The sequence below is a fragment of the Streptomyces pseudovenezuelae genome, from assembly GCF_029892565.1.
Classification (GTDB): domain Bacteria; phylum Actinomycetota; class Actinomycetes; order Streptomycetales; family Streptomycetaceae; genus Streptomyces; species Streptomyces pseudovenezuelae_A.
In genome coordinates, this window is the sequence record NZ_JARXVH010000011.1 from 97,363 (window position 1) to 122,937 (window position 25,575).

Consider the following 25,575-nt stretch of genomic DNA (forward strand, 5'->3'; position numbering starts at 1 on the left):
AGCGCCATCATTGTTGGCGACGTCACTATTGTTGTCGTTGACAGCATTGTTGGCGGCGCCTACATTGGCTGGCATGACTACTGCACCCAGCAAGTGGAACGTCACCGACATCCCCGACCAGACCGGCCGCACGGCCGTCGTCACCGGCGCCAACAGCGGTCTCGGCATCGCCACCGTCACGGCACTGGCCGCCGCCGGCGCCCACGTGGTGCTCGCGGTACGGGACCCGAAGCGCGGCGAGGCAGCCGCCGCGGGCGTGCGCGGCAGTGTGGAGGTGCGGCGGCTCGACCTGGCCGACCTCGCCTCCGTGCGTGAGTTCGCCGCCGACTGGCAGGGCGATCTGGATCTGCTCGTCAACAACGCCGGCGTCATGAACATCCCGGAGTCGCGCACCAAGGACGGCTTCGAGACGCAGTTCGGCACCAATCACCTGGGCCACTTCGCCCTGACCAACCTGCTGCTGCCGCACGTCACCGACCGTGTGGTGACGGTGGCGTCCGGCGCGCACAAGATGCCGGGCAGCCCGTACATCAATTTCGACAACCTCGACCTCACCGGCGAGTACGCCCCGATGAAGGCCTACAGCCAGTCCAAGCTGGCCAACCTGCTGTTCATCCTGGAACTCCAGCGCCGCCTCGCCGAGTCGGGCTCGTCCGTGCGCGCCCTGGCCGCGCACCCCGGCTGGGCCGCCACCAACCTGCAGAGCCATGACGGCAGCGCGCTGCGCGGCTTCCTCATGCAGCTCGGCAACCGCTTCGTGGCCCAGGACAACAAGGCCGGCGCGCTGCCGACCCTGTACGCCGCCACGCAGGACCTGCCCGGCGCGAGCTATGTCGGCCCGGACGGCCTCGGCGAGATGCGCGGCGCCCCGACCCTGGTCGGACGCTCCCCGGCGGCCAGCGACCCGGCGACGGCCCGGCGCCTGTGGACGGCCTCCGAGGAACTGACCGGCGTCGCCTTCCCGCAGCCGGCCGCGATCGCCACGGCGTGACGGCACCCCGCCCCGTCGGTCAGGCGCGGGCCCGCAGGCGGAACACCGGATGGTCCGCCGGGTCGGGCAGCGCCGTGAGCACCTGGGAGACCGTCGGCATGCTGCCGTACTTCTCCCGGTAGGCCACCATCAGCGGCGGCCGCTCCGCCTCGGGCACCTCCTCGGCGACGAGTTCCTCGGTCCGGCCGCGCGAGGTCACCCGGCACTCGGGCGCGGCCCGCAGGTTCAGCGCCCAGTCGCTGAGGCCCCGGTACGACACGAGGTAGCGCTCCCCCTCGTGCTCCAGCACGGCGACCGGCACCGTCAGCCAGCGCCCGCTCCTGCGCCCGCGCACCGACAGCCGCGACACCATCGAGCGCCCGAACAGCGGCGCCAGCCGGTTGCCCACGTGCCGCTGCATCCAGGGCGGCTTGAGATACGTCCGGTCCGTCATCGCTCTCCCCTTCGCATGAAGTGCAGGGTCCCGAGGACGATCCTCCCCTGGGAACGAGCGGTTCGGCAGGTCCTGGAGGCCGCCGACGTCACTCCGGACGCAGCAGATCCCGTACGGCCGCGAAGGCGGCCTCCGTCGTCGCCGGGTCCGCGCCGGGGCGGGCCAGCGCGCTCATCGGGATGGGCGTGACCGCCGGAAGGCCCTCGTACAGGGTGAGCCCGTCGGGGGCGGGACCGACCGCGGCCAGCAGGGCGACGCCCTCCCCGGTGCGGGCGATGTCCAGGACGCCCGCCAGATATCCCGCGTCGCCGACGACCGTGGCGGGCACGCCGTGCGCGGCGAGGGTGGCGATGGCCCGGCGGCGGATCGCGCACGGGTCCTCGATGGCGACCAGCGGCACGGGCGCGGGCGTCGCCGGCGGTTCCCAGCCGGGGACGGCGTGCCAGCCGAGCGGCAGGCCGCCGACCCGGGTGCCCTCGGTCGCGGCGGCCTCGGTGACGTACACCGCGACATCCACGCTCCCCCGCTCCACGGCCTCCACCAGCCGAGCGGACCGGTCGATACGAAAGCGCACCCGGCAGCCGGGCCGCACCTCCTGCACCGCGGCGGTCAGCCGGGGCAGGAACTGGTCGGCGGCATGCTCCGTGGTGCCGACGGTGACCGTGTCCCCCTCCGAACCGAGCAGAGTGCGTACGGCTTCGTCGTGCACGGCGAGGATCCGCCGGGCCTGTTCCAGCAGCCGTCGCCCCTCGGGGGTGAACCGCGTGCCGCGGCCCTCACGCTCGACGACCGGGCCGCCCAGCGCCTTCTCCAGTCTGCGCACATGCTGACTGACCGCGGACTGGCTGAGGGCGAGCGTCCGGGCGGCCCGGTGGAAGCCGCCGCAGTCGGCGATCGCGGTCAGGCTGCGCAGGGCCACGATGTCGAGGACAGGTGGGGACATGCGGCGACAGTAACCGCTGTCGGCGTTCGATCGCGATCCCTGATCGGTTTCGATGCGGAATCATCGTTGGACGCGATCGGTCATGTCCGGTCATGATGAGCACATGTTGCCCGCGACCGCTTCTGCTGCCCTTCTGACGCAGCGCCGAGTCATTGACTTCGGCGTGGCGTGCAGCGCGCTCTGTCGCTGACCTCCCTTTCGGTGGCCCGCCACCGTCCGAGCTGATCACTTCCGCGTTCACAGGCACAGGCCTTCGCTGACACGTGACAGCCGCTTCCGCGTGCCCTTTTCCCTCCTGTCAGCCCACTCGCTGCCCATGCCCACCCTGTCCCCTGTCTGCAACGGGAGTTGCCCCCTCATGTCCGCATCCTTCTCCTGGGACGAACCCGAAGGCCTCGCCGCGCGCGGCACGTTGATCGTGCTCGCGGGACGGGGTGAACACGGCGGTGTGTACGAGCGGTTCGGTCGTCGGCTCGCCTTCGACGCCTACCGGGTGCGCGCCCTCGGCGACCCGACCGACGATCCGTCCGTGCTCGACGAGGCCGCGAAGCTGCTGGCCGACGAGTCGCTGCCGGGCCCGAAGGTGCTGGTCGGCTCGGACACCGGCGCCCGTCACGCCGCCCACCTGGCCGCCGAGCGCGTCCCGGGCCTGGACGCGCTGATCCTGGCCGGTCTGCCCACCACACCCTGGACTACGGGGAGTTGGGAGGAGGAGGCGGCGGCCCGGACCGCCTGTCCCACCCATCAGGGCCGGCTCACCCAGGACCCGGACTTCCGTCGCGGAGCCTTGGCCGTGACCGCGGAGCTGCCCGACCTCCGGCTGGACCTCGTCCAGGTCCCGGTCCTCGCCCTGCACGGCAAGGACGACGAGGTGAGCCCCGTCGAGGAGGCGCTGAGCGCGTACGCGGACCACCCCGGCGTCCACACGGTGACCTTCTACAACGGTCGGCACGACGTCCTCAACGACGCCCTGCACCGCACCTCCGCCGCCACGGTCGTGCTCTTCCTGGAGCGGCTGCGGCTCTCCCCCGAACTGCCCGCGATCGCGGAGGACCAGGCATGAGCGTCACTACCACCGTCGCCGAACTGAGCGACCTGCTGGCCTCCGACACCCCGCCGGTCGTGCTCGACGTCCGCTGGGCGCTGGGCGATCCGCACGGCCGCGACCACTACACCGACGGACACATCCCGGGCGCGGTCTACGTCGACCTCGGCCGCGAACTGGCCGCGCCCGCCACCCCGGAAGGCGGGCGGCATCCGCTGCCCGACCTCGCGGAGCTGCAGGCGGCGGCGCGACGGTGGGGCCTGCGTCAGGGACGGCCCGTCGTGGTCCACGACGATCTCGGCAACACGGCCGCGGCGCGCGCCTGGTGGCTGCTGCGGTACGCGGGCGTCGAGCAAGTGACGTTGCTCGACGGGGCGTTGGGCGCCTGGCGGTCGGCCGGACTGCCGCTGGAGTCGGGGATCCCGGCCGACCCCGCGCCCGGGGACGTCGTCCTGCGGGCGGGCGGTCTGGCGACCACCGATGCCGACGGGGCCGCCGAACTCGGCGCCACCGGGCTGCTGTTGGACGCGCGGGCCGCCGAGCGCTACCGCGGCGAGGTGGAGCCGGTGGATCCGCGCGCGGGGCACATCCCGGGCGCCGTCTCCGCTCCCACGGGCGAGAACCTGGCGGCCGACGGGACCTTCCTGCCGGCCGACGCGCTGCGCGAGCGGTTCGAGAAGCGGGGTGCCGGGGCGGCCGCCCGGATCGGCGTCTACTGCGGCTCGGGCGTGACCGCCGCCCATCAGATCGCCGCACTGGAGATCGCCGGCTTCGAGGCGGTCCTCTTCCCCGGCTCCTGGTCCGCCTGGTCCACCGATCCCGCCCGCCCGGCCGCCACCGGCCCGCTGCCGGACTGAGGAGAAACCCCGCCATGACGACGAAACCGCTGGACGTGGGGGTCCTGCCCGACCAGGACCGCCCCGAGGACCCCCCGCCCACCACCCGCGTCACCATCCGCGGCACCACGAAGACCAGCCGCCGATTCACCGTTCCCCGCTCGGTGCGCCGAGCGGCGGGACCCGTGGGTCTGATCCTCCTTTGGTTCCTGACCTCGGCCACCGGTGTGCTCCCCGAGTCCGTCCTGGCCTCACCCGTCGACGTCATCCAGCAGGCCGTCGAGCTGACGAAGAACGGCGAACTGCCCAGCGCCATCGCCGCGTCGGGCCGCCGGGCCGCCATCGGCTTCCTGATCGGCGCGACCGTCGCGCTCGGCCTGTCCCTGCTGGCAGGCCTGTTCCGGCTCGGCGAGGACGTCATCGACTCCTCGATGGGCATGTTCCGGGCGATCCCCTGGGTGGGTCTGATCCCGCTGTTCATCGTCTGGTTCGGCATCGAGGAGACGCCGAAGATCGCGCTGGTCGCCCTCGGTGTGACGTACCCGCTCTACTTCAACATCTACGGCGGCATCCGCTCCACCGACTCCCAACTCGTCGAAGCCGCACGGATGATGGGGCTCGGCCGGCTCGGTCTGATCAAGTACGTCATCCTGCCGAGCGCGCTGCCCGGTGCCCTCGTGGGACTCCGGTACGCCCTGTCCACCGCCTGGCTCGCACTGGTCTTCGCCGAGCAGATCAACGCGGACGCGGGGCTCGGCTATCTGATGAGCAACGCCCAGCAGTACTTCCGCACGGACGTCATCGTGCTGTGCCTGGTCGTGTACGCGCTGCTCGGCCTCGCCTGCGACTTCGCCGTACGGATCCTGTCGCGACGGCTGCTGACCTGGCGGGCCAACTTCGAGGGTGAGGCGTAGACATGGCCAACTCCGTTGAGATACGGGGGCTTTCGCGAGCCTTCGACGGCAACACCGTCCTGCACGACCTCGATCTCGACATCCGCGAGGGCGAGTTCGTGGCCCTTCTCGGGCACAGCGGCTGCGGCAAGTCGACGCTGCTGCGGATCCTCGCCGGACTCGACGACGAGATCGGCGGCGAGGTGACCGTGCCGGCCCGCCGCAGCGCGGCCTTCCAGTCGCCGCGGCTGCTGCCCTGGCTGAAGGTGTGGCGCAACGTCGTCCTCGGTCTGCCCGGACGGCCCGACCGGGACCTCGCGCTCAAGGCCCTCGACGAGGTCGGCATCGCGGAGCGCGCCACCGTCTGGCCCAAGACCCTCTCCGGCGGTCAGGCGCAGCGCGTCTCGCTCGCCCGGGCCCTGGTGCGCGAGCCCGAACTGCTGCTCCTGGACGAGCCGTTCGGCGCCCTGGACGCCCTGACCCGCGGCAAGGTGCAGCAACTGGTCGCCGAGCTGTGGCGGTTGCACGGCTGCGCGATCCTCCTGGTCACCCATGACGTGGAGGAGGCGCTGCTGCTCGCCGACCGCGTGCTGGTGATGGACGAGGGCCGCATCGCCCACGAGGTGACCGTCGAACTGCCCCGCCCGCGCGATCTGACCGCCCCCGAGTTCGTGACCCTGCGCGCCCGCCTCCTGAACTGGCTCGGCGTGACCCACACCCTGGAAGGAACCCCCTCGTGACACGCAGACTCGCCATCGCCGCGATGAGCTTCACCGCCCTGCTGGCGCTGACCGCCTGCGGTGCGGACTCCTCGGCGGACGCCTCCTCGAAGCAGGTCACCCTGACCATCGGCGACCAGGCCAAGACGCTGCAGACGATCGTCGCGGCCTCGGACGCGCTCAAGGGCGCCGGATACAAGGTGAAGTGGGCCGAGTTCGAGGGCGCGGCCCCGCTCTACCAGGCCGTGCAGGCGGGCGCCGCCGACACCGGGTACTCCGCGGACCTGCCGGCGTTGCAGGCACTGAGCGGCGGGGTGAAGGTCAAGAACGTCGCCGCCCTCAAGAACGACGGCACGCATGTCGGCATCGTCGTCCGCAAGGACTCCGGCATCGACAGCGTCAGGGACCTCAAGGGCCAGAAGGTCGTGGTGTCCTCGGCCAAGGGCAGCATCTCCGAGTATCTGCTGGCCAACGTGCTCAAGCAGAACGGCCTGAGCTACAAGGACGTCAAGGTGCAGTACCTGCTGCCGACCGACGCGCAGGCCGCGTTCGCCTCCGGGAAGGTCAAGATCTGGGCGACCTTCGGTGTCTACCAGGCCGTCGGCCTGGAGCAGGGCGGCAAGCTCCTCGTCGACGGCGCGGATGGCCGGGTCAGCGGCATCGGCTTCATCAACGCCTCCGACAAGGCCCTCGGCGACTCGGCGAAGAAGGCCGCGCTCAGCGACTTCCTCAAGCGCCTCGGCACGGCCCTGAAGTGGACCAGTACCCACCAGGACGCCTACGCCAAGGCCATCGAGGAGCGCAACGGCGCCGACGCCTCCGTAGCGAAGACGCTCGCCTCGGCCGCGTACAACCAGGTTCTGCCGATCACCTCGGACATCGACACGACCGTGCAGGGCGTGGCCGACCTCATGAACGGCATCGGCGTCCTGGTCCCGAACGTCGACGTGGCGAAGTCGGCCGACACCTCCCTTCTCAAGTAGCGACCCGGGGCAGCGCCCCTCAAGCAGCGACCGGAGACATTCATGCCTGTCGAGTTCATCAGCGCCGTCCACACCGACTCCGGAGCCTCGGGCCCGGCGGCCTCCAGCCGGACCGGCTTCGACCGCGACCACCTGCGCAAGTACGCCCGGGCCCTGGACGACGGCGGCTTCGACCACACCCTGGTCGCCTACCACTCGGCCTCGCCGGACGCCCTCCAGGTCGCCCAGTTCGTCGCCACCCACACCGAGCGCATCGGCCCGATCCTCGCCCACCGGCCCGGCGTCGTCTTCCCCACCCACGCGGCCCGCGCGCTGGCCACGCTCGACCAGATCAGCGACGGGCGGCTGACGCTGCACATCATCTCCGGCGGCAGCGACGAGGAGCAGCACCGGGAGGGCGACTACCTCAACAAGACGGAGCGGTACGAGCGTTCGGACGAGTACATCCAGATCCTGCGGAAGGTGTGGCAGGCCGAGGGACCCGTCTCGCACGAGGGCAAGTACTTCAAGTTCGAGGGCTACTACTCGGATGTGAAGCCGGTGAACGGGCTGGTCCCGATCTCGGTCGGCGGCTCCTCCCAGGACGCGTACCGGGTGGGCGGTCAGCAGGGCGACATCTTCGGGCTGTGGGGCGAGCCGCTCAAGGAGACGGCGGAGCAGATCGCCGCCGTCAACGCGGTCGCGGAGGCCGCCGGGCGCCCGAACCCCCGTATCTGGGTGTCGTTCCGTCCGATCATCGCGCCCACCGAGGAACTGGCCTGGGAGAAGGCGCACCGCACCCTCGGTGTGCTCAAGGACCAGGCGAAGAACACCGAGTTGCTGCGCCACTACCGCACAACAGGCCGCCCGGCCAACGTCGGTTCTCAGCGGCTGCTCGACATCGCCGAGCGCGGCGAGGTCCAGGACCGCTGCCTGTGGACCGCCCCGGCGGTCGCCACCAATGCCGCCGGCGCCTCGACCGCGCTGGTCGGCACCCCCGAGACGGTCGCCCAGGCGCTGCTCGACTACGTCGACATCGGCTGCGACCTGCTCTCGATCCGCGGCTACGACCCGCTCAACGACGCGATCGACTACGGCCGGCACATCCTGCCGCTGGTCCGACAGGAACTCGCCCACCGCGCGGCCACGGCCCAAGCCGCCTGAACCGCCCACCCCAACTCCCGTTCCAGGACACCCCTATGGAGACTCCGTGTTGTTCCGCCGTTCCCTGCGCACGTCCGCCGCCGTGCTCGCCCTGCTGCTGCCCTTCGCGGCCGCCTGCGGGGGCGACGCCGAGGCCGAGTCCTCGTCCGACGTCTCCTCCGTGACCCTGCGGGCCGGCGCCACCGGCTGGAAGGTCGAGGAGGCGGTGCTGAAGTTCGCCCGCCTCGACGACACCCCGTACAAGGTCAAGTGGAGCGTGTTCCAGGGCGGTGACCAGCAGCTCCAGGCCGTCCGCGCCGGGGCCCTGGACGTCGCCTCCTCCAGCGAGATCCCGCCGATCTTCGCGGCGGCCGACGGCAGGCCGAACTTCAAGGTCGTCGCCGTCCAGCGCGGCTCGACGCTCAACCAGGAGGTCGTCGTGCCCAAGGGGTCCGCCGTGACCGACATCGCCGGCCTCAAGGGCAAGAAGATCGGCTACGTCCAGAACACCACCGCGCACTACTTCCTGTACGAGCTGCTCAAGCAGGCCGGGCTGAAGTGGTCGGACGTGGACGCCAAACCGCTCCTGCCCAACGACGGGCTCGCCGCGCTGAACGGCGGCAGCATCGACGCCTTCGCCTCCTACGGCACCTCGATCATCACCGCCCACCAGCAGGGCGCCCGCACGGTCGGTTCGGGCGCGGACATCCTCTCGGGCAACTTCCTCTGGTCGGCCCGCGACAGCGTGCTGAAGAGCCCGGCGCAGAAGTCGGCCGTCGCCGATCTGGTCGCCCGGATCACCAAGGCGTACGCGTACGTCCGTGACGGCCACGAGGCCGAGTTCGCGAAGGTCATCGCGGAGAACACGCACCAGCCGCTCGCCCAGGCGCGGAAGGACCTGGTGGCCCAGCAGAAGCAACGGCCCACCGTGGCCCGCACGGTGGGGGACGACGCCGTCGCCTCCCAGCAGAAGGTCGCCGACGTCTTCACCGAACTCGGCGCACTCAAGGACCACTTGGACGTGAAGTCGTTCTGGACCACGGACCTCAACGCCGACCTGAGGAAGGCCCTGTGACCGACCGGACCGTGCTCGACCGCATCGCCGAACTGGCCCCCGACCACGACGGCTCGGCCACCTTCCCCGCCGAGTCCCTCCGCATCGCCCACGAGGCCGGACTGCTCACCGCCACGATCGGGCAGCGGTACGGCGGTTCGGGCGCCGGCGTCGAGCAGAGCGCCCGCATCCTGCACGCGCTCGGGCAGGGCGATCCCTCGGTCGCCCTGATCGCGGCGATGACCCTGGCCACGCACGCCCGGCAGGCCGCACGACCGCACTGGCCCGAGGAGCTGTACGCGCGCGTGGTCAAGGAGTCGCAGGAGCGCCCCGTTCTCGTCAACCACGCACGCGTGGAGCCGGATCTGGGCTCGCCGGCCCGGGGCGGGCTGCCCGCCACGCGTGCCCGGCGCACGGCCGACGGCTGGGCGGTCAGCGGCACCAAGCGGTTCGTGACCGGCGCCGACGGGCTCGACTGGTTCCTGGTGTGGGCGACCACCGACGAACCGGAGCCGCGCGTGGGCACGTTCCTGGTGCCCGGCGGCTCGCCCGGCATCCAAGTCAGCGGTCGCTGGGACCAGTTGGGCCTGCGCGCCAGTGGCAGTCACGACGTGACGTTCACGGAGGTGGAGGTCCCTTACGAGCACGTCATCGGGATCGGCCCGCACGGACAGACCGCCGAGCAGGACAACCGGGCGGGCGCGGCCCTCCATCTCCCCCTTGCGGCCCTCTACCTGGGCGTCGCCCGGGCCGCGCAGGCGTTCTTCCACACCTTCGCCCACGCGCGCGTGCCCGCCAACCTCGGTCATCCGGTGGCCCGTACGGAACGCTTCCGGCGCACCGCCGGTGAGATCGAGGTGCTGCTCGCCGGCGCCGAGCAGCTGGTGTTCGGCGGGGCCGCCAGGCTCGACGCCGACGACACCTCGTACACGCCCGAACAGGCCCTCGGCGCGCGCGTGCTGGCCGACCGGCACGGTGTGCGGGCCGTGGAACTGGCCGTGCGGCTGCTCGGCAATCCCGGCCTTGCCCGCGGCAACCCCCTGGAGCGGCACTTCCGCGACATCCAGTGCGCGCCCGTGCACGCGCCCCAGGAGGACATCTCCCTGCTCGCGATCGGAACGAAGGCACTGAACCCGTGACAGCAGCACCGGAAACGACCGTGTCCGCGCAGTTCCTGGGCCTGCTGGCCCGTGATCTGCCGCCCGACCGGCTGACCACCGACCCGGTCGTGCTCGCCGCGCACGCGACCGACCGCTCCGGCACCCGGCCGCAGGGCGAGCCCCTCGCCGTCGTGCACGCGGAGCGGACCGAGGATGTCACCGTCACCCTGCGGCACGCGCACGCGCTGGGCGTGCCGGTGGTGCCGCGCGGTGCGGGCACCGGTCTGTCGGGCGGGGCGACGGCCGGCGAGGGCGCTCTCGTCCTGGACCTGTCCCGGATGAACCGGATCCGAGAGCTGTCGGCCGACGACCAGCTCGCCGTGGTCGAACCGGGCGTCGTCACCGCCGAGTTGGACCGGGCGGCCGGCGCGCACGGCCTGCGGTACGCGCCGGACCCGGCTAGCGCGGCGATCTCCACGATCGGCGGGAACATCGCGACCAACGCGGGCGGGCTGCGGTGCGCGAAGTACGGGGTGACCCGGGACAGCGTGCTCGGTCTGGAGGCCGTCCTCGCCGACGGCACGGTGATCGGCACCGGCCGCCGTACGGTCAAGGGCGTCACCGGCTACGACCTCACCGCACTGCTCACCGGTTCCGAGGGCACCCTCGCCGTGATCACCTCGGCGACCCTGCGGCTGCGCCCGCTGCCGGTGGCGACGGCGACGCTCGCGGCGTGGTTCGACTCCTTCGAGGCGGCGGCCGAGGCCTCGTACGCCATCGCCCGGGCCGGGGTGGTGCCCGCGTTGGCCGAACTGGTCGACGGGCCGGTGCTTGAGGCGATCGACCCGGCGCTGCGGGCGCGGGGCGCGGCGCTGCTGCTGGTGCAGTGCGACGGCGCCGGAGCGGCCATCGAGGCGGCTGTCGTCGCGCGCGTACTGGCACCGCTGGCCTCGGCGGTCGAGGCCACGGAGGACCCGGTCGAGGCCGAGACCCTGCTGGCCGCACGGCGGCTCGCGCTGCCCGCGCTGGAGCGGCTGGGCCGGCCGCTGATCGAGGACATCGCCGTGCCGCGATCCCGGCTCGCCGAGGCCGCCCGGGAGATCCGGGACATCTCCGCCCGGCACGGCGTGCCCGTCTTCACCATCGCGCATGCCGCGGACGGCAACCTCCACCCGATCATCGTCGTCGATCCGTCGCTCGACCGGCTGCCCGAGGCGGCCTGGGAGGCGGCGGGCGAGATCTTCGCGCTGGCCCTGCGCCTCGGCGGCACACTCACCGGCGAGCACGGGGTGGGGGTGCTGAAGCGGCAGTGGGTCGCCGACGAACTCGGACCGGCTGCCCACGCGTTGCAGCGGCGACTGAAGGAGGTGTTCGATCCCCGCGGGATCCTCAACCCCGGCAAGAGCCTGTGAGGCATATCCGGCCGCCCGTGGTGCCATGCTCATCTGAGACGTGTCAGAGGGCACCGGGGAGAGTCCACGTTGACCGAAACAGCGCACCGGGCGGCGGAGTTCAGCAGTTACGCGACGCACTCGGTGGACGAGAGCCACGACTCGATCGCGGCCCACTACTACGACCTGCGGCTCGTGGTCATGGGCGAGATCGCCGACTTCTCCAACCACTTGGACGTGGCCGACCTCGGAGCGCTCACCGTGGGCCGGATCTCCTTCAACACGGAGATGCGGTTCGGCTTCGGCGAACCGGGCTGCTATCACGTGGCCGTTCCGCTGGAAGGCGTCTTCAGCGTGCGACAGGGCGGCGGGGCCACCGAGTTCGCCACGCCTCGGCGTGCCCTCTTCTTCGACCCGGAGTACCACATACGGATGGACACCTGGTCGAGCGACTGCGACGCGCTCACCGTGAAGATCGACAAACTGGCCCTGCACCGGCGGCTTGAGACCCTGCTCGGCATCTCGCTGCGGCGCCCGCCGAGGTTCGCACCCACCCTCGACGTCTCACGGGGGCCCGGCCGCAGCTGGGCCTCGCTGGCCCGGTGGAGCCTGCTCGAAGCGGACGTCTCCCAGGGCCTGCTGAGCAGCCCGCTGATCCGCGACCGCCTCGAACAGACGCTGCTGGAAGGGCTGTTGCTGGCCGCGGACCACGACTACCGCGACCGTCTCGCGTACCCGCCGCCGATGCGGCCCGCGTCGGTCAGACGGGTGATGGACATCGTGCGGGAACAGCCCGCCGAGCCCTACGACGCGGCCGGGCTCGCGGCGATCGCCCAGGTCGGCCTGCGCACCCTCCAGGACGCCTTCCGCAAGCACGTGGGCATGTCCCCCATGGCGTACGTCACCGAGGTGCGCCTGCAGCGCGTGCACGATCAGTTACGGGCCTCCGCGCCGGGCACGACCACCGTCGCGGAGGTGGCCTATCGGTGGGGGTTCACCCACCTGGGCCGCTTCGCCCAGCGTTACCGGCGCCGTTTCGGGGAACCGCCCTCACAGACACTTCGGAACATGTGAGGGCCGCCTCGCGCGGGAGGACACGCAACCCGCGCAAGACGGACAGGCCCCGCGTTTTCCGGAGCGACCTCGCCGCACCGGCCGCCTATCGTCCGTACAGCGACCGTGACGGCGACGGGATGAACGGTGTCGGCGCGGTTCATCCCCGCTGTGCGCGTGAGCCGGGGCGTGGGGGCGGGAGACAGCCCGCGCCCGTCCCAGGGGCCCGGCCGCTCCCCCTCCGAATCGGTGGCCGGGCCCGAACGGCGGTGGGCCCTGATGCCTAGTGCCGCGCCAGCAGCGTCCGTACGCCCTCGGACGTGAGGGTCAACGGGTGCGTGGAGCCGGCGTCGATGCTGAGCGAGAGGTCTTCGGCGGGCCACTGCGAGGCGAGCGCGGCCAGCGGTACCAGGCGGTAGCGCGAGACGTACGGCAGCAGCTCGGCCAGCTCCCCCTCCGAGGTGAACACGGGCACCACCGGGTCCCCGTCGGGCTGCTCCAGCACGGGCAGCGCCACGGTCGTCGGATCCGCGGTCGCCTCCTGATTCGCGTCGTCGGGCACCGGCACGAGCACCTCACTGCTCGCGAGCGCGGCCAGCGCCGCCGTGTCCTCGGTGTTGACGGACAATGCGTCCAGCGCCCTGCGGGCGGGTGTCTCGGCGTGGTCGTGGGCGGGTGTCTCCATGGCAGATCCCCTGATAGCGGGCGGTCGAACGGCCTGCCCGGGACAAGATCGCCCGGGGCGCGGTCCTGGACGCGTACCCGACCGGAACCGGCTCAATCCCCCGCCGTCCCACCGACCAGCCGACACGCCAGCGCTCGCTCCCGTACGCCTCCCCGCCCGTCCGGCTCCACCCGATACACGCGCGCACGCTCCACCCGGGTCACCGTCTCCGTGGGACCACCGTCCGTGAACAGGGCTCCCGTCCCGTCGTCGAGGGCCCAGCCGGCGGGCAGCGCCCGATCGGCGACGGCGGCCCGGTACGAGGGACGACGGCCCGGTTCGCTGTCGTAGTGGGGGCAGACCGAGCCCTGGAGCAGCCCGAGGCCGTCCGTCAGGGCGGCGAGGGGGCCGAAGGAGTCGGTGTGGGAGGCCTCGGCCCAGCAGTTGGCGCCGGCGCTGATGCCGCACAGCAGGGTGCCGCGGTCGTAGGCCTCGCGCAGGATCCGGTCCACGCCGTGCACGCGCCACACCGCGAGCATGTTCGCCGTGTTGCCGCCACCCACGTACACGACGTCCTGGGCCAGCAGGAAGGCGCGCAGGGCCTCGTCGTCCAACTCCCTTCGGAACAGGGGCAGTACCGACGGTTCGCACGCGTGGCGTGACCGGAACACCTGGAGGAACCACTCCGAGTAGCTCGCGGCGTCTCCGCTGGCGGTGGGCAGGAAGCAGACGCTGGGGTGCGGACCGCGGGCGTGGTCGAGCAGCCAGTCGTCCAGCAGACCGTCCTCGTCGAGCGTGAAGCCGCCTCCGAGGAGGGCTATGCGGTGCGGGGGAACGGTTGCCACGGAAGCGCCTCCTGAGCGGAAGAGGTGTGCGGGCACCATGCCGGGACACGGGCCCCGGACGCAATCGGACAGACGCGCTCAGTCCTGATCCCGGCCCGCCAGGAACCCGTCCAGTTCCATGCCGTCCGGCGCCGTCGCCGGCCCCCTCCTGGTCACCGCGAGCGCCGCCGCCGCGTTCGCCCGGCGGGCGGCCCGGAGCGGGGTCAGCCCCTGGGCCAGGGAGGCGATGAAGACGCCGGTGTGGGCGTCGCCCGCGCCGTTGAGGTCGACGGCGTGCACCGGGAAGCCGGGAATGTGGGTGAGGGTGCCGTCGTGGTGCAGGAGGCAGCCGTCCGGGCCGGTGCGGACCAGGGCGGAACCGCGTGGGAGGCGGGCGTACAGGGCGTGGGCCGCCTCGGCGGGAGTGTCGGTGCCCGTGAGGAGGATCGCCTCTCGGGCGTTGCAGCTCCACCAGTCGGCGCGGGCCAGCAGCAACTCACGGGCCTCCACCGGGATTTCGCCCACCAGCGGGCCCGGGTCGGCCACGACGGTGACCGTCTCGGACAGGCCCGTCAGCCAGCCGGTCAGGGCTGCCCGGTTGCTCTCGTACAGCAGGCCGTATCCGGAGACGTACGCCAAATCCCCCGGCCCGGGACGGAGTTCGGCGAGGTCGACCGCGGTCAGGGTCGCCTCGGCCCCGGGGCTGGTGACGAAGGTCCGCTCCCCCTCTGCGTCGACCAGGCAGACCACGAAGCCTGTGTCGGGCGCCTGACGTGGCGGGAGCAGGACGTCGACGCCCTCGGCGCGCAGCGCGGCGCGGACACGGTCGCCGAAGGGGCCGGTGCCGTGGGCGCCGGCGTAGATGACGGGCAGGCCTTGCCGGGCTGCCGCCGCCATCACGTTGAAGCCACCGCCGGGGGTCGTTTCGGTGCGCGTGGCGAGTACCTCACCGCCGCGTTCGGGGAGTGCCGGCACCGTCAGGACCAGATCCACGACAGCGTTCCCGAGGTGGAACAGCCGGCTCACGACCGCTCCCGCAGGGCGAGGAGCGCGGCGGCCGTGCCGTGGAGGTCGAGCCGTGGATTCACGCGGACCAGGGTGGCGCGCGCGTCGGCCGGGAAGGCGTCCACGCCGTGGCAGGCGCCGGCGACGGCACCCGCGACGGCGGCGATCGTGTCGCAGTCGCCGCCGACGGAGGCGGCGAGCCGTACCGTCCGCCAAGGGTCGTCCGGACTGGCGGCGAGCATCGCGAAGGCGGCGGGCACCGACTCCTGCGTGGCGAGGCTCGTGCCGACCAACGCGTAGACCCGGTCGCAGACTTGGCCGATCGGCAGGCCCCGGACCAGTCCGGTCGCCCACACGATCCGCTCGGCGACATCGGCGGCGGCCACCCAGTGACCGCGCTCCACCCCCAACCGGGCGGCGGACACGCCGACTTCGATCGCCTCCGGAACCGACGCCCCGTCAAGTCCCGCGCTCACAGCGGCGGCCACCGCCGCGGCGCCCGCGTGGGCCACACCGGTGTCGTGGGTCAGCCGGTCCGCCTCGACGACCCGGTCCACCAGCGCCGACGGGTCGGCCGCGGGCACCGCGATCCCCACCGGAGCGATGCGCATGGCGACGCCGTTGGTGGTGCCGAAGCGGCCGACCTCGTCCACCGGGACCCCGGCGAGCACCTGCTCCACGGCCCGCTTGGTGGACGGCCCGAGCAGGTCCAGCGAACCGCGGGCCCGCATGTCGTCCTCCCACGCGACCAGCCGCCGGGCGAGCTCGGCCGCGTCGATCCGCCCGCCGCCTTCGATCAGCAACCGGGCCAGCAGCAGCGCCTGTTCGGTGTCGTCGGTGATCGCGCCGGCCGGCATCCCGGCGGCCAGCGGATGGTCGGCGTCGGCCGGCTGGAAGCCGGCGAGGAGGGGGCCGTAGCGGGCGACGATGTGCGGGCGCGACAGCATCTGTGTCGGCATGCCGAGGGCGTCCCCGAGGGCGAGTCCGTAGAGGGCACCGGCGGCGCGGCTCTGCAGGGTCATGGTGGTGTTCTCCGGTGCGGTGCTCAGCCGAACTCGACGGTCAGCCGGAAGTGGTCGGGATCCAGCAGGCTCACGACATGTTCCACGAAGGAACCGTCGGCCGCCCGGCTGGTGCGCCGCGTGTCGAGGAACCAGTCCCCCGGCGCCCGGCGCAGCAGCTGCGCCTCGCGGGCGTCTATCCGCCGACCGCCCAGTCGCTGCTCGCCGTGATCGGGACGCAGCCCGGCCCGCCCCATCACGTCGGTGAGGGACTCCCGCTCAAGACCACGCTCCGGCAGCTCCCTGATCCCGGGCACGGGCGGCAGAAAGCTGCGCTCGTACGACACCACCACGGCATCGGCGACCAGTTCACGGGTCCGCTCCACGCACACGAACTCCGGGCTGTGCAGGCCGAGTTGGTCGGCGAGCTGCTCATCGTGCACCCCCCGCACGGCCACCGTCCGCACCCGCGTGTCGATGCCCTGGGTGGCGAGGGCGCGCGCCCAGCCGAGCCGGTCGTCCAGTGGGCGCCCGTCGAAGAGGACGTAGGAGCCCTTGCCGGTGCGGGTGGCGATCAGTCCGGCCTCGCTGAGTTCGGCGAGGGCCGCGCGGACCGTCGTACGGCTGACCCCGAACCGCTGGGCCAGGGCGTGTTCGCCGGGCAGTTGCTCCCCGGGCGGGCGGCGACCGCTGCGGATCTCCTTGGCCAGGACCTCGGTGATCCGCTGGTGCTTGAGGCGGACTCCGCTCATCCGGCCGCCCCGAGCAGTTCGGCGACGGTCGTCACCCGGATCAGGGGTCGGTACAGGTCCATCACGTGCAGGGCCTTGGCGTGCGAGTCGTCGTCCACGCCCGCGCAGGCGTCGGCGGCGACCAGCACTTCGATGCCCGCGTCGGCGGCGGCCAGTGCGGTGGACAGGACGCAGCAGTCGGTGCTGACGCCGGCCAGGACCAGGCGGCCGTCCGGGCCTGCGTGCCGGGCGAGTTCGGGGCCCCACTTGCCGAAGGTCGTGGCGGTGACGACGTGGCCCGGGTGGTCGGCGAAGTCGTCGGTCAGGTCCCACAGGCGCGCGTCGGGCGGCTGGAGGGCGAAGGGCCACTGCTCGTAGTACGCGCGCCAGGCGCCCTCGGGTTCCGCGGGGGCCACGAAACGGGTGAAGGCCACCCGGTCGCCGAACGCCGGCAGCAGGCTTCGTACGCCCGCCGCGGCCTCCGCGTAACGCGGGGTGGCCCAGGGGCTGTCGGGTTCGGCGAAGACGCGCTGCATGTCGATGACGGTGAGCAGGCCGGTGCGGGTGGTCATGCGACCGGCACCCCCTCCCCCGTCGCCGGGCTCGGTGCCTGTGCCTCCTGGGTGTGGACGCGGGCGCGGCCCAGGGCCAGGGTGCCGAGGAAGCCGACGGCGAGGGCGAGGAGGACGCCGAGGTTGGCGTACGCCCAGGCGCCGGACTTGCCGCCGAGGCCGAACGGGTCGAGCAGGTAGCCCTGCCAGTCCAGCCAGCTCGCGGCGGCGTTGGTGACCAGGCCCCAGCCCAGCGCCGTGGCGACCAGGGTGAGGAGCAGCGCGGTGAGGGATGCGTCGCCGTAGCGGCCGCGGGGGCGGTAGAGGTCGCCCTCGTCGTAGTCGCGGCGGCGCAGGAGCAGGTCGGCGAGCATGATGCCGCACCAGGCGGCGATGGGGACGCCCAGCGTCGTCAGGAAGCCCATGAACTGGCCGAGGAAGTCGTCGGCGACGAAGACGATGTAGATCGAGCCCGCGATCATCAGGACGCCGTCGACCAGCGCGGCCAGGTAGCGGGGGATGCGCAGGCCCGCGGAGAGCAGGGCGAGGCCGGACGAGTAGATGTCGAGGACGGCGCCGCCGACCAGGCCGAGGACGGCGACCACGGCGAAGGGGACCAGGAACCAGGTGGGCAGGATGGTCGTGAGGGCGCCGATCGGGTCGGCGGCGACGGCCGTGTTGAGCTTGGTCGAGGAACCGGCAAGGAGCAGGCCGAAGACCAGCAGGAGGAGCGGGGCCACCGAGGCGCCGAAGGTGGTCCAGCCGATGACGCCCCGGCTGGACGAACTCCTCGGCAGATAGCGGGAGTAGTCGGCGGCGGCGTTGACCCAGCCGAGCCCGAAGCCGGTCATCATGAAGACGAGCGCGCCGATGAACTCCTGGGCGGAGCCCGCCGGGAGGGCGCTGACGGTGTGCCAGTGGATGTGGTCGGCGACCAGCGCGATGTAGACGACGGTGAGCACGCCCGTGACCACGGTGATCACGGTCTGCAGCCGCATGATGAGGTCGAAGCCCATGACTCCGCCGACGACGGTGAGCGCGCCGACCACGATCAGGGCGACGACCTTGGTCCCGGTGCCGCCGCCCCAGTCGAGCCGTTCGAAGACGGTGGCGGTGGCCATGGTGGCGAGGGAACACAGGACGGTCTCCCAGCCGACGGTGAGCACCCAGGAGATGACCGACGGCAGCCGGTTGCCCCGCACGCCGTAGGCCGCGCGGCTGAGCACCATCGTCGGCGCGGAGCCCCGCTTGCCGGCGACCGCGATGAATCCGCAGAGCAGGAAGGAGAAGACGATGCCGATGACGCCGGCGATCAGCGCCTGCCAGAAGGAGATCCCGAAGCCGAGCGCGAAGGCGCCGTAACTCAGCCCGAGAATGGAGACATTGGCACCGAACCAGGGCCAGAACAGTGTCCGTGGAGTGCCTTTGCGCTCGGCGTCCCCGATCACGTCCAGCCCGTGCGTCTCCACCTGGAGCTGTCGGCCGGAGGATCTGTTGTCGGTGGAGTCCAGCGAGTCCGCCATCGTCGACCTACCTGTCTAGACGTGTTCAGTCGAGGCTAGGTCGGGTGTGCGAAGGCGTCAAGAGTGAACCGATCGTGCGGCTCGGTCCGATCGAAGGGCGAACGAGCAGGAGCCCGGCGCCTGGGCGGCGCCGGGACAAAAGAGAAGGAAAGAGCCTCATGTCGACCCTTGTCGCCTTCGCCCTCTACGCCGCGGTCCTGGCGCTGTGCCTGCACGCCCTGGTGGACTGCGTCAGGACGCCGACGGAGCGGGTCCGTCATCTGCCCAAGGCGGTCTGGCTGCTGCTCGTGCTCGCGGCCCCGGTCCTCGGCGGCATCGCCTGGCGGAACCTGGGCAAGCGGCCGGCCGGCTGAACCGGCCGGCGGCGGTCCGGGGTGTCAGCGGGCCCAGAAGGGCAGCGGCGGGCACACGTTGGCGCAGGTGTAGGAGCCGGGCATGAGCAGACCCGCGTCGTCCTCGTTGTTGGAGCCGCCCGCGAAGTAGACCTCGGGGACCCAGCCCCAACGGCCGTTGTCCGCCATGGTGCTGCCCCACCAGTAGTTCTCGGCGGACCCGTCCCGGAAGGTCTGGCCCTTCATCTCGGTGACGAACCAGTTGGCCGCGCCGCCCTGTTCGAGGTAGCCGACCACGGCGGCACCCGGCGAGCGCGTCGCGTAGACGGGCACGTGGCCCCGGGTGAGGTTGCAGTAGCGGACCTCGGTGCCCGGCCAGCTGCGGCCGGTGCCGGGGTCGGTGAGGTTGCGCTTGGTGGGACTGTGACAGGGGACGTTGTCGGTCGCGTGGGCTGCCGGGGCGGTCAGGACCGCGAGACCGGCGAGGGCGAGGGCCGCGGTGACGAGTCCGTTCTTGAAGTGGATCATGCCATCGGAAACGACCGGTTCCGGGCGATGGTCACGCCCGGAGCCGGCGAGGAAAGGCAGGCCGGGTCGAGTCCGGTCGCTCAGGCCGTGGTCTCGGGGCGACCGGGCGCGGCCCAGTGGGTGTGGAAGGCGCCGGGGCGGTCGGTACGGCCGTAGGTGTGGGCGCCGAAGTAGTCGCGCTGGCCCTGCAGCAGGGCGGCGGGCAGGCGGCCGGCGCGCAGGGTGTCGTAGTGGGCGAGCGCGGCGGAGAAGGCCGGGACCGGCACCCCGCGTCGGGCGGCCGAGGAGACGGTCTCCCGCCAGGGCACCTGCGCGTCGGTGATCTCCATCGCGAACTCCATCTCGCCGAGCAGGCTGACCAGGTCCCGGTCGGCGGCGTAGGCGGCGCGGATGCGGTCGAGGAAGGAGGCGCGGATGATGCAGCCGCCGCGCCAGATCCGGGCGACCGTGCCGAGGTCGATCTTCCAGCCGTACTCGGCGGCGGCGTCCTGGATCATCTTCCAGCCCTGGTCGTAGGCGATGACCTTCGACGCGTACAGGGCGTGCTCGACCTGGGAGGCGAAGCGTTCGGCCTCCGTGCGGCTGAGCTTGGGACGGGTGCCGCCGGGCAGGCCCGCGTAGGCGGCACGCAGTTCGCTCTGGCCGGAGGCGGCGCGCGCGAAGGTGGCCTGGGCGATGGCGGTGACGGGTGAGGCCAGGTCGAGGGCGGTCTGCACGGTCCAGCGGCCGGTGCCCTTCTGCCCGGCGGCGTCGACGACCACGTCGACGAAGGGGGCGCCGGTCTCCGCGTCCACGTGCGCGAGCACTTCGGCGGTGATCTCGACCAGGTACGAGCCGAGCCGGCCCTCGTTCCAGCGCCGGAAGACGTCCGCGATCTCGCCCGGGGTGTAGCCGGCGACCTGGCGCAGCAGGTCGTAGGCCTCGGCGATGAGCTGCATGTCGGCGTACTCGATGCCGTTGTGGACCATCTTCACGAAGTGCCCGGCGCCGTCGCTGCCGATGTACGCGGCGCACGGCTCGCCGTCGACCTGCGCGCTGACCTTCTCGAACATCGGGCCGAGGACGGCGTACGACTCCGCCGAACCGCCCACCATGATCGACGGCCCGTGCAGCGCGCCCTCCTCGCCGCCGGAGACGCCGGTGCCGACGAAGTGCAGGCCGCGCTCGCGCAGGGCGGCCTCGCGGCGGCGGGTGTCGGCGTAGTGGGCGTTGCCCGCGTCGATGATCATGTCGCCGGCGTCCAGCAGCGGGGCGAACTCGCCGATGACCGCGTCGGTGGCGGCGCCCGCCTGCACCATGATCATCAGCCGCCGGGGACGCTCCAGGGCGGCCACGAACTCCGCGGGCGACTCGGCGGGGACGAACGCGCCCTCGTGACCGAACTCCTCCACGAGCGCGTGCGTGCGGCCCGCGGAGCGGTTGTGGACGGCGACGGTGTAGCCGTTGCGGGCGAAGTTCCGGGCCAGATTGCGGCCCATCACACCGAGGCCGGTCACACCGATGGCTGCGCTTGCGTTCATGCTCTACGTCCCTTGGATCGGTCCGGCGACGGTCTCGGGGCGGGCGGCCCCGCCCCCCGCAGGTACGCAGCGGCGGCCGGTTCGTCTCGATTCCGGCCGGAACCCCCGCCTGAACGACCGAACGACCAGGGGTTTAGCATATGAGCGCCGCCTAGCTCGAAAGAGAACTCTGTGACTGTCAACGACGACTCGTTCACCAACTGGAAGACCCGCGAGGAGACCGCGGAGTCGATGATCCCGATCATCGGGAAGCTGCACCGCGAGCAGGACGTCACCGTGCTGCTGCACAGCCGCTCCCTGGTGAACAAGTCGGTGGTGAGCATCCTCAAGACCCACCGCTTCGCCCGGCAGATCGCCGGCGCGGAGCTCTCGGTCACCGAGACGCTGCCCTTCCTGCGCGCCCTGACCACGCTCGACCTCGGCCCCTCGCAGATCGACATCGGCATGCTCGCCGCGACCTACCGCGACGACGAACGCGGCCTGACCGTCGAGGAGTTCACCGCCGAGGCCGTCGCCGGCGCCACGGGCGCCAACAAGATCGAGCGCGGCGACGGGCGGGACGTCGTCCTCTACGGCTTCGGCCGCATCGGGCGCCTGGTCGCCCGGCTGCTGATCGAGAAGGCGGGCTCCGGCAACGGTCTGCGGCTGCGCGCCATCGTGGTGCGCGGGGGCGGCGGGCGGGCCCCCGAGGATCTCGTCAAGCGCGCCTCGCTGCTGCGCCGCGACTCGATCCACGGCCAGTTCCAGGGCACGATCACGGTCGACGAGGCGAGCGGCACGATCTTCGCCAACGGCAACGCGATCAAGGTGATCTACGCCGACGACCCGTCCGAGGTCGACTACACGGCGTACGGCATCAAGGACGCCATCCTCATCGACAACACCGGCAAGTGGCGTGACCGCGAAGGCCTTTCGCAGCATCTGCGCCCCGGTATCGACAAGGTCGTGCTGACCGCGCCGGGCAAGGGCGACGTCCCGAACATCGTGCACGGCGTCAACCACGACACCGTCAAGCCGGACGAGCGGATCATGTCCTGCGCGTCCTGCACCACCAACGCGATCGTGCCGCCGCTGAAGGCGATGGACGACGAGTTCGGCGTGCAGCGCGGTCACGTGGAGACCGTGCACTCCTTCACCAACGACCAGAACCTGCTGGACAATTACCACAAGGCCGACCGCCGGGGCCGCTCCGCGCCGCTCAACATGGTCATCACCGAGACCGGCGCCGCCTCCGCCGTCACCAAGGCGCTGCCCGACCTCAAGGCGCGGATCACCGGCAGCTCGATCCGTGTCCCGGTGCCGGACGTCTCGATCGCGATCCTCAATCTGCAGCTCTCCCGCGAGACGTGCCGCGAGGAGGTCCTCGACCACCTCCGTGAGGTCTCGCTGACCTCTCCGCTCAAGCGCCAGATCGACTTCACCACGGCTCCCGACGCGGTCTCCAGCGACTTCATCGGCTCGCGCCACGCCTCGATCGTCGACGCCGGCGCCACCAAGGTCGAGGGCGACAACGCGATCCTCTACCTCTGGTACGACAACGAGTTCGGCTACTCCTGCCAGGTCGTCCGGGTCGTCCAGCACGTCTCCGGCGTGGAATATCCGACGTTCCCGAGCCCGGCGGTCTGACCTCGGCGTCCGACCTCGACACCTGTCCGGTCAAGGGTCGGTAATGACCGCTTGACCGGACATGGCCGGGGCATGAATGTGGCCTCAGAGACGGATCCACACTCTGGAGGCGTCATGACCACATCAGCAGAGCCCAGGGTGTCGGGTCTGGAGACCCGCTCCATCGACTACGTCCCGCTCGACGAACGCCACGGCAAGCTGTGGCACCTGGGCCCGCTGTGGTTCATGTCGAACGCGCAGATCGCCACGCTCGCCGTCGGCCTGATCAGCATCACCGAGGGCGGCAACCTCATCTGGTCGCTGATCGCGATCGTCGCGGGCACCGTGATCGGCACCTTCTTCATGGCCTTCCACTCGGCCCAGGGCCCGCAGCTGGGCCTGCCGCAGATGATCCAGTCGCGGCCCCAGTTCGGCTATGTCGGCGCCCTGCTGGTGTGGCTGTTCGCCTATGTCCAGTACGCGGGCTTCAACGTCTTCAACACCATCCTGGCGGGCGAGGCGCTGCACACCACGGTGCACGGCGGCGTGAAGCCGTGGGTGGCCGTGGTAACCGTGGTCGCCCTGGTCATCGCGCTGGTCGGCTACGACGTCATCCACAAGGCCGAGCAGTTCCTGACGTACACCTTCCTCGTCGTCTTCGGGATCTTCACCGTGGGCGTCCTGGTCACCCTGCACTACCCGGCGGGCTCCTTCGACCTCGGCGGCTTCCAATGGACGCCGTTCCTGGCCCAGTTCGGCGTGGTCGCCGGCTACCAGATCAGCTGGGCGATCTACGTCTCCGACTACTCGCGGTACCTCCCGCCGGGCGTGACGGTCCGCAAGACCTTCTACTGGACCTACTTCGGCTCGGCCCTCGGCGGCATCTGGCTGATGGTCCTGGGCACGCTGCTCGCCGCCTGGGCGGGCAAGGACTTCGACACGGTCAGCTCGATCAACGCGGCCGGCGACAAGGTGTTCAGCGGCTTCGGCGCGATCGTGCTGCTGTTCGCGGCGCTCGGCCTGATCTCCGTCACCGCGCTCAACATGTACGGCGGTTCGCTGACCCTGATCAGCGCCATCGACTCCTTCAAGCGGGTCCGCCCCACGGTCGGCGTCCGGCTGCTCACCATCGGCCTCACCGCGGCCCTCTCGCTGATCGGCGCCATGGCCGCGACCTCCGACTTCCTGACGAACTTCAACAACTTCCTGCTGCTGGTCCTCTACCTCTTCATCCCCTGGACCGCGGTGAACCTCATGGACTACTACATCGTGCGCCGCGGCCACTACGCCATCGCCGAGATCTTCAACCCCTGTGGTATCTACGGGCGTTGGGGCTGGCACGGGATCATCGCCTACCTCGTGGGCTTCGCCGTGATGATCCCGTTCTTCTCCGTGGGCACGCTCTACACCGGGCCCATCGCCGACGCGCTCGACGGCGCCGACATCTCCCTGTTCGTCGGACTGCCGGTCTCCGCGATCCTCTACTGGTTCCTGACCCGGTCGATCGACGTGGCGGCCGAGACCCGGCTGGCGGAGGCGGAGGCCGAGGAACTGGAACGGTCCGCGCACGAGCACCGCGAGCCCTGACGACCCCGACGGCTACAGCGCCGGGACCGTCATCTGCCCGGCGCCGGCGGCACGGTGTCCCCGCGGATGCCGCAGCGGCACCACGCCGACGCAGCGGCCGTCCTCGTCCAGCAGCCGGCCCATGTGCTTGACCGTGCTCAGCACCACCGAGCGGTCGTCGACCGTGAGACGTGGGATCCGCCGCGCCAGATGGGCCTCGAAGGAGTGCACGTCCCGCAGGTCGCGCAGCCAGACGTCGATCACCAGGTTGTGCGGCCCGGCGGTGATCGCGCACGCCCGCACCTCCCGCATCCCGGCCAGCACCCGGCAGGTCTCCTCCACGTGCTGGCCGGGCACGGAGGCGAAGTACACGGCGGACAGCGGCCACCCCGACAGCGGCCGGGCCAGGTCGCAGCGCAGGGACAGCCGTGCCGCGAGCAGCGACTGCACCCGGCGGCGGACGGTGGTGATGCTCGTGTCGGCCGCCGCCGACAGGTCGCGCAGCGACATCCGCCCGTCCGTGCTGAGCAGCTCCAGCAGGTGCGCGTCCAGGTCGTCCCAGCGCGCCTCGGCGGCGGGCGTGGGGACGACGGCCGGCGGGATCGCCGCCTCCAGGCGCGCGCACTGCACGTCGTCCAGGCTCCGCAGCCGCCATCGGCTGCCCTCGGCGGGCAGTCCGGTCGACACGTTCGTACGGCTCGCCCGTACTCCCGGGGTGCTCTGGAACAGCCGCGTGGTCAGCCAGCCCAGCTCGTGCAGGCCGGTGGTCTGCACGGACAGGACGAGATCGCGTCCGCCGGCCGTGAGCTTGATGTTCGCCACCGCGGGTTCCCGGGCGAGGACGCGCGCCACGTCCTCGGCGCGCCCCGGGTCGGTGTCCACCTCGACCACCGCGGTCACGACGAACCGCGCGTCGGACAACCGGGGGTACGCGGTCACCCACGCCAGGCCCGCCTCGCGCAGCCGCTGCCAGCGCCGGGCCGCCGTGACCGAGTTGATCCCGAGGACCTCGCCGACCAGCGTCCAGGGCGCCCTGGGGTGGATCTGCAGCGCGTGCACGACAGCGCGGTCGAGCTCGTCGAGTTCGACCGCGGCACGATCCTGCACGTCCATGGGCGGCACTTCTCTGCACGCGTCGCACGGATCCGACGCGAATTCTGCA

At 71.7% G+C, this 25,575-nt stretch carries 26 protein-coding genes; 14 read left to right on the forward strand and 12 right to left on the reverse strand.

Translation table 11 applies throughout. The features are described 5' to 3' along the window. The first annotated feature begins 73 nt into the window (after positions 1-73). Entirely contained in the window at positions 74-991 is a 918-nt protein-coding gene (locus M2283_RS31485; RefSeq protein WP_280879840.1) for an oxidoreductase, read from the forward strand. Between the two features lie 19 nt (positions 992-1,010). Here the strand turns inward: M2283_RS31485 and M2283_RS31490 are convergent, their stop codons facing one another. Then, a complete protein-coding gene (locus M2283_RS31490) occupies positions 1,011-1,424 on the reverse strand; it encodes a nitroreductase family deazaflavin-dependent oxidoreductase (protein WP_280879841.1) in 414 nt (137 codons plus the stop codon). 88 nt (positions 1,425-1,512) lie between these two features. Next, on the reverse strand, positions 1,513-2,367 hold the full coding sequence (locus tag M2283_RS31495; RefSeq protein ID WP_280879842.1) for a LysR family transcriptional regulator: 855 nt from the start codon (positions 2,365-2,367) through the stop codon (positions 1,513-1,515). 358 nt (positions 2,368-2,725) lie between these two features. On the opposite strand from M2283_RS31495, the gene M2283_RS31500 reads away from it, so the two are divergent. The 10 genes from M2283_RS31500 (at position 2,726) to M2283_RS31545 (ending at position 12,584) form a co-directional block, all read left to right on the forward strand. Then, complete coding sequence (locus tag M2283_RS31500; RefSeq protein WP_280879843.1) at positions 2,726-3,430, forward strand: alpha/beta hydrolase; 705 nt, start codon at positions 2,726-2,728, stop codon at positions 3,428-3,430. Next, a complete protein-coding gene (locus M2283_RS31505) occupies positions 3,427-4,269 on the forward strand; it encodes a sulfurtransferase (RefSeq protein ID WP_280879844.1) in 843 nt (280 codons plus the stop codon). Before M2283_RS31500 ends, M2283_RS31505 begins: the two co-directional genes overlap by 4 nt. 14 nt (positions 4,270-4,283) lie before the next feature. After that, positions 4,284-5,162, forward strand: a complete 879-nt coding sequence (locus M2283_RS31510) for an ABC transporter permease (protein ID WP_280879845.1) — start codon at positions 4,284-4,286, stop codon at positions 5,160-5,162. 2 nt (positions 5,163-5,164) lie between these two features. Next, positions 5,165-5,881, forward strand: coding sequence for an ABC transporter ATP-binding protein (locus M2283_RS31515; RefSeq protein WP_280879846.1), 717 nt, complete (start codon positions 5,165-5,167; stop codon positions 5,879-5,881). Next, positions 5,878-6,843: an ABC transporter substrate-binding protein gene (locus M2283_RS31520; RefSeq protein ID WP_280879847.1), complete on the forward strand. Its 966-nt coding sequence runs from the start codon at positions 5,878-5,880 to the stop codon at positions 6,841-6,843. Before M2283_RS31515 ends, M2283_RS31520 begins: the two co-directional genes overlap by 4 nt. Before the next feature lie 42 nt (positions 6,844-6,885). Beyond that, a complete protein-coding gene (locus tag M2283_RS31525; protein ID WP_280879848.1) occupies positions 6,886-7,986 on the forward strand; it encodes an LLM class flavin-dependent oxidoreductase in 1,101 nt (366 codons plus the stop codon). Between the two features lie 46 nt (positions 7,987-8,032). Further along, the gene (locus tag M2283_RS31530) at positions 8,033-9,040 is read left to right on the forward strand and encodes an ABC transporter substrate-binding protein (RefSeq protein ID WP_280879849.1); all 1,008 of its coding nucleotides are present in this window, start codon (positions 8,033-8,035) and stop codon (positions 9,038-9,040) included. Beyond that, positions 9,037-10,158, forward strand: coding sequence for an acyl-CoA dehydrogenase family protein (locus M2283_RS31535; RefSeq protein WP_280879850.1), 1,122 nt, complete (start codon positions 9,037-9,039; stop codon positions 10,156-10,158). The genes M2283_RS31530 and M2283_RS31535 overlap by 4 nt, the downstream gene beginning before the upstream one ends. Further along, positions 10,155-11,531 carry an FAD-binding oxidoreductase gene (locus M2283_RS31540; RefSeq protein WP_280879851.1) on the forward strand — a complete coding sequence of 459 codons (1,377 nt, stop codon included), beginning with the start codon at positions 10,155-10,157 and terminating at the stop codon, positions 11,529-11,531. The genes M2283_RS31535 and M2283_RS31540 overlap by 4 nt, the downstream gene beginning before the upstream one ends. A gap of 69 nt (positions 11,532-11,600) precedes the next feature. Further along, positions 11,601-12,584 carry an AraC family transcriptional regulator gene (locus M2283_RS31545; RefSeq protein ID WP_280879852.1) on the forward strand — a complete coding sequence of 328 codons (984 nt, stop codon included), beginning with the start codon at positions 11,601-11,603 and terminating at the stop codon, positions 12,582-12,584. 262 nt (positions 12,585-12,846) lie between these two features. On the opposite strand, the gene M2283_RS31550 is transcribed toward M2283_RS31545, so the two are convergent. The 7 genes from M2283_RS31550 to M2283_RS31580 form a co-directional block, all read right to left on the reverse strand. Further along, the gene (locus M2283_RS31550; protein WP_280879853.1) at positions 12,847-13,248 is read right to left on the reverse strand and encodes an SseB family protein; all 402 of its coding nucleotides are present in this window, start codon (positions 13,246-13,248) and stop codon (positions 12,847-12,849) included. A gap of 92 nt (positions 13,249-13,340) precedes the next feature. Further along, positions 13,341-14,072: a peptidase E gene (locus M2283_RS31555; protein WP_280879854.1), complete on the reverse strand. Its 732-nt coding sequence runs from the start codon at positions 14,070-14,072 to the stop codon at positions 13,341-13,343. Between the two features lie 78 nt (positions 14,073-14,150). After that, positions 14,151-15,077: a PfkB family carbohydrate kinase gene (locus M2283_RS31560; RefSeq protein ID WP_280879855.1), complete on the reverse strand. Its 927-nt coding sequence runs from the start codon at positions 15,075-15,077 to the stop codon at positions 14,151-14,153. Further along, on the reverse strand, positions 15,074-16,078 hold the full coding sequence (locus M2283_RS31565) for an ADP-ribosylglycohydrolase family protein (RefSeq protein ID WP_280879856.1): 1,005 nt from the start codon (positions 16,076-16,078) through the stop codon (positions 15,074-15,076). The genes M2283_RS31560 and M2283_RS31565 overlap by 4 nt, the downstream gene beginning before the upstream one ends. A 23-nt stretch (positions 16,079-16,101) precedes the next feature. Beyond that, positions 16,102-16,809 (reverse strand): GntR family transcriptional regulator, encoded by a 708-nt coding sequence (locus M2283_RS31570; protein ID WP_280879857.1) that lies wholly within the window; start codon positions 16,807-16,809, stop codon positions 16,102-16,104. Next, entirely contained in the window at positions 16,806-17,360 is a 555-nt protein-coding gene (locus M2283_RS31575; RefSeq protein WP_280879858.1) for a cysteine hydrolase family protein, read from the reverse strand. Before M2283_RS31575 ends, M2283_RS31570 begins: the two co-directional genes overlap by 4 nt. After that, positions 17,357-18,862 carry a purine-cytosine permease family protein gene (locus tag M2283_RS31580; RefSeq protein WP_280879859.1) on the reverse strand — a complete coding sequence of 502 codons (1,506 nt, stop codon included), beginning with the start codon at positions 18,860-18,862 and terminating at the stop codon, positions 17,357-17,359. Before M2283_RS31580 ends, M2283_RS31575 begins: the two co-directional genes overlap by 4 nt. 158 nt (positions 18,863-19,020) lie before the next feature. On the opposite strand from M2283_RS31580, the gene M2283_RS31585 reads away from it, so the two are divergent. Next, positions 19,021-19,215, forward strand: a complete 195-nt coding sequence (locus M2283_RS31585; protein ID WP_280879860.1) for a PLDc N-terminal domain-containing protein — start codon at positions 19,021-19,023, stop codon at positions 19,213-19,215. A gap of 24 nt (positions 19,216-19,239) precedes the next feature. Here the strand turns inward: M2283_RS31585 and M2283_RS31590 are convergent, their stop codons facing one another. Together M2283_RS31590 and gndA are read right to left on the reverse strand one after the other, a co-directional pair. Continuing rightward, positions 19,240-19,722, reverse strand: coding sequence for a hypothetical protein (locus M2283_RS31590; RefSeq protein ID WP_280879861.1), 483 nt, complete (start codon positions 19,720-19,722; stop codon positions 19,240-19,242). Positions 19,723-19,802: 80 nt separating this feature from the next. Next, entirely contained in the window at positions 19,803-21,242 is a 1,440-nt protein-coding gene (gndA, locus tag M2283_RS31595; RefSeq protein WP_280879862.1) for an NADP-dependent phosphogluconate dehydrogenase, read from the reverse strand. Between the two features lie 171 nt (positions 21,243-21,413). On the opposite strand from gndA, the gene M2283_RS31600 reads away from it, so the two are divergent. Next, positions 21,414-22,868 carry a glyceraldehyde-3-phosphate dehydrogenase gene (locus M2283_RS31600; RefSeq protein ID WP_280879863.1) on the forward strand — a complete coding sequence of 485 codons (1,455 nt, stop codon included), beginning with the start codon at positions 21,414-21,416 and terminating at the stop codon, positions 22,866-22,868. Positions 22,869-22,982: 114 nt separating this feature from the next. Continuing rightward, positions 22,983-24,434, forward strand: coding sequence for a purine-cytosine permease family protein (locus M2283_RS31605; protein WP_280879864.1), 1,452 nt, complete (start codon positions 22,983-22,985; stop codon positions 24,432-24,434). Between the two features lie 12 nt (positions 24,435-24,446). On the opposite strand, the gene M2283_RS31610 is transcribed toward M2283_RS31605, so the two are convergent. Next, a complete protein-coding gene (locus M2283_RS31610) occupies positions 24,447-25,526 on the reverse strand; it encodes an Lrp/AsnC family transcriptional regulator (RefSeq protein ID WP_280879865.1) in 1,080 nt (359 codons plus the stop codon). Between the last annotated feature and the right edge of the window lie 49 nt (positions 25,527-25,575).